Here is a 3,930-nt window from a genome sequence, read left to right as displayed (position 1 = left end):
GAAAAGCGCGTATTTTTAGTCATCCTGTTACCTCTCTCTCAAAGAGTTTAGTCTCCAGGATTCCCGGGGCGGTTCACAGTTCTGTTTCATTCAAAGCGCAACAGGCCATCGTTATAAAACCGTGGCCGCAGATTTCGTTTTTTGTGTCATAACTAATGGTGCGCAGCGCTTTGTTGATGGTGTTTTTGCTCATCGGTTTCTTCAGAGAACGCACGCTCGGGAATACGAATGTCTAATCCCCGGTAAGCGCTTTAATCTGTTTAATCAGGTTGACCGCCTGCTGTGACAGCAGCACCAGATGTTCATCCTTCATTTTGGCACCACGCTCTGAGGATTTGACGCCCTCGGCGGTTTCTCGCTCCGCAGGGACACCCAGATCTGCGCTTTTAGGTTAAACTTATCCCTTCGGGCGTGCCGTAACTCACTGAAGCGCAGGAATACAAGCAGGTCCAGCGACAACACCAGACGGGTCAGCATCCAGCCCTTGTAGCTATCGATGTTCTCCAACAGTTCAGGCAAGCGTTGGAGGGACAAGGCTGGGAGGTACGAGAGACATTAAATCTACGCATTAAACCCACCGAGCGCGCTCTTATTGACCGCGCGGCGAAAGCTAAAGGAAAAACCGTACTGATTTTGTGCTGGAGGCTACGCAGGCCGCCGTAGAGGAATCGTTGATCGTGCGGCGCATCATCATGTCAGATCCGGAGGCCTATAAAAAATTTCTGACCCATCTAGATCGAACTCCCGCCCCCAACGCCGAGCTGTGTAAAATCATGCAAACGCCTGTATCGTGGGAGCAGAAAAAGTGATATTGGCCCTTGAGCCTCTTCATGCTATATGTATATTCTTCCCCCATTTTGTTGCGGCGTGGATACTATGGACAACTGGCTAAAACATCAGGCGATGAAAAATCAACTAGCCGGCGTATCCCGAACGTTCGTCTACTGCGACGACTCAAAGGTGATGGCGTATCACTTGTTGGCATCTAGTGCAGCGATGACCAATGCCGCGCCCGGATGCTTTTGCCGCAATATGCCTGATCCGATCCCGGTGGTCGTGCTGGGCCGTTCGGTACTATATAAATCATTGCACGGCCAAGGAGTCAGGCGGGCACTGGTGCGAGATGCCGGGTTACGGGTGATTCAGGTGGCAGAAATAATCGGTATTCGTGGAATGCTAGTTCATGCGTTGTCTCATGAGACGCGGGAATTTTACCTGCGGGTCGGGTTTGAGCCTTCGCCGATAGATCCGATGACGTTGATGGTTACTTTGGGGGATTTGGTGGGGAGTTTATCAATTTGGAATTGATACCGTGCTGCATAGCATATTTACATACACGAAGAAAACCGACACAAAAGTGTGAGCAAGTTTAAACGATTCAGCTGAAGTTGCCTCTTTCTAGTCGAAATATGATCTGCGACAAAAAATTGCTGAGTATAAACATTATTGTTTGTCTTAACATTCCAACATTCTTTAGAATAATAGAGGGTTTATTATGAAAACTGATATTCTAGTAATCGGTGGTGGACCTGGTGGCCACGTTGCGGCGATCAAAGCTACAGAATTTGGCGGTAAAGCTATTGTTGTTGAAAAATACAAACTGGGGGGGACCTGTCTGCATATGGGATGCATCCCAACCAAAACATTACTGCATACCACTGATGTTCTTGATGAAATCAAGCATGCTAAAACCTTAGGTATCAATGTTGGTACAGCTACTGTAGATATGAATCTACTTCAACAACGTAAAAATGAAATCATCAATACAATTACTTCAGGTGTAAACCAACTGGTCGCAAGCAAAAACGTTGATGTCATCTATGCCACGGCAAGACTCGTTGATGAGCATAATGCAATTCTTGAATTCGAAAACGGAACTCGGCAGGAAGTTGCTTTTGCACGCCTGATTATTGCAACTGGGTCAGTTCCTACCCAAATCAATATTCCAGGTGTCTCTCTTCCGGAGGTTATCACCAGCAATGAGGCGCTTTCCTTAAATGATATTCCAGACGAGATGGTTATTATTGGTGGCGGTGTAATTGGTATTGAGTTTGCTCAGTTAATGAACCGCCTAGGCACTAAAGTCTCTATTATTGAAGCCTACCAAAAGATTTTGTCACACATGGATGACGAACTATCTGAACAACTGGCAGAAATATTACGTAAGGAAGGCATCAACATATATGTAAATGCAAAAGTCTCTGCCATTGAAAAAAGTGAAAAAGGTGTTTCGGTATCCTTCGAGAAAGCGACCGGTACATCATCCTTAACAGCCACAAAAGTGCTTATGTCTGTTGGGCGTAAACCACTGGTGCACGGTTTTGGACTGGAAAACACGTCGGTCGAATTGAAACGAGGTGCTATCGTTGTTAACGAATTTATGCAAACCAATGTGCCTCATATTTACGCCATCGGCGATTGTACCGGGGGATACATGTTGGCACACGTTGCAGTGGAGCAGGGGATTGTGGCAGCCAAACATATGACGAAAAACTCAACAGAAGGTTTTGACCAGACTACCGTTCCAGCTTGCGTCTATACCAGCCCTGAATTTGCCTCCGTTGGTTTATCCGAAAACGCAGCACGTGAACAAATCGGCAATATTAAACTCGGCAAAACATCCCTTGAGGGCAATGCCAAGACCATGATTGTACAGCAGACAGGTATGGTTAAGTTTATTGTTGATGGTCTGTCTCACAAAGTCCTTGGGTTACAAATCCTTGGTCCACGCGCCAGCGACTTGATCCATGAGGCGGCACTGGCTATTAAGCTGGGCGCCACCATTGAAGATATTATTCATACCATCCATGGTCACCCTACAATTGCTGAAGGGGTACACGAAGCAGCTGAAGACGTTTTTAGTAATGCAATATATAAAATGTATGCGAATAACACATTACAGTGATTGAATACCCTGAGAGCTACCACTCAAGATGCGGTGGTAGCTTTTTCATGACGTACTGGCCTCCAGATAAGGTGAAAAAAAACCGGATACTCCAGTTTAGTCTGGCTCATTTGTTTTACGGGGGTGTAGTGATGTGATGGACGCCCTTTCCTGAAGCAGCAAGTGTCATACTTTTACTGTCTGCGTTTGCTACGGGAGTCAATCACATGAGCACGATCAGAGTTGTTGGTATTGATATCGCCAAATCAGTTTTTCAGGTCTGCGTCTGGATGGTTGATGGCTCTGTCGCATGGAACAAAAAAATCTCTCGTTCTAAATTGCTGGATACTATACGACAGTTTGAACCTGGAACTCTTGTCGCTATGGAGGCCTGCTCCACTTCGCATTTCTGGGGGCGAACCTTTGTATCTATGGGCTATTGCGTCAGACTCATCCCCACACAACACGTAAAAGCTTTTGTCCGTAGCCAAAAAAATGATGCCAATGATGCGCTGGCAATTTGCGAGACAGCATTTCGCCCGGGTATTCACTTTGTTTCTGTAAAAATCACAGAACATCAGGATATCAAGGCGTTTCGGAACACACGTCAACTGATGGTTGAGCAGAGAACGGCGCTGGCCAACCAGCTTCGTTCTCTGCTCGCTGAATATGGCTTCACTATTCCTGTCGGGATCCTGCGTCTCCAGCAACAGCTACCGGTGCTGATTGGTAAGGTTCCGGGGAACGCATCTTCACAGGAATTTTCAGGCAGTTAGCATTACCGGCATTCGTACACGGTAGGGTGTGTATCCGTGTCGGTTCAGAATGAGTTTTCAGCGTAACTTTTTTGCGAAGCGGCATTCTGCGCCGGCGGCGTGGAAGTAGGTTTTTCTGCCTTAAAGACAATCTGTCCACCAATCTTTATCCACTCGACCGCAATCAGTCGAGCTTTGTAAGCGTATGCCCAGCCTTACAACTAGCCACATCTCCCGGTAGCAATTTCCCATCCGGTTTGTATTTCGCTTAATCGTCGTAAGCCGCGCCAG

3 protein-coding genes and 1 pseudogene are annotated in these 3,930 nt (G+C 46.8%); all 4 read left to right on the top strand.

Annotated features, from left to right (window positions below):
- Positions 1-522: 522 nt before the first annotated feature.
- The 4 genes and pseudogenes from FCN80_RS27555 to FCN80_RS25445 all read left to right on the top strand — a co-directional run bounded on the left by FCN80_RS27555 (position 523) and on the right by FCN80_RS25445 (position 3,660).
- Positions 523-809 (top strand): annotated as a pseudogene (locus FCN80_RS27555) (type II toxin-antitoxin system TacA family antitoxin).
- Between the two features lie 67 nt (positions 810-876).
- Positions 877-1,308, top strand: a complete 432-nt coding sequence (locus FCN80_RS25455) for a GNAT family N-acetyltransferase (RefSeq protein ID WP_230492960.1) — start codon at positions 877-879, stop codon at positions 1,306-1,308.
- A 187-nt stretch (positions 1,309-1,495) separates the two neighbouring features.
- Positions 1,496-2,905, top strand: coding sequence for a dihydrolipoyl dehydrogenase (gene lpdA / locus FCN80_RS25450; RefSeq protein WP_136993111.1), 1,410 nt, complete (start codon positions 1,496-1,498; stop codon positions 2,903-2,905).
- A 206-nt stretch (positions 2,906-3,111) separates the two neighbouring features.
- Complete coding sequence (locus FCN80_RS25445) at positions 3,112-3,660, top strand: IS110 family RNA-guided transposase (protein ID WP_170975527.1); 549 nt, start codon at positions 3,112-3,114, stop codon at positions 3,658-3,660.
- Positions 3,661-3,930 lie beyond the last annotated feature (270 nt).

Origin of the sequence: Martelella alba (assembly GCF_005217455.1) — a bacterium.
Taxonomy (GTDB): domain Bacteria; phylum Pseudomonadota; class Gammaproteobacteria; order Enterobacterales; family Enterobacteriaceae; genus Acerihabitans.
Note: the sequence above shows the minus strand (reverse complement) of the source record. Positions and strands in the feature narration are given on the sequence as shown.

Excerpts from the sequence above, each read along its gene's own strand:
- FCN80_RS25445 (WP_170975527.1), top strand. The coding sequence starts at position 3,112 with ATGAGCACGATCAGAGTTGTTGGTATTGATATCGCCAAATCAGTTTTT.
- FCN80_RS25455 (WP_230492960.1), top strand. The coding sequence starts at position 877 with ATGGACAACTGGCTAAAACATCAGGCGATGAAAAATCAACTAGCCGGC.
- lpdA (WP_136993111.1), top strand. The coding sequence starts at position 1,496 with ATGAAAACTGATATTCTAGTAATCGGTGGTGGACCTGGTGGCCACGTT.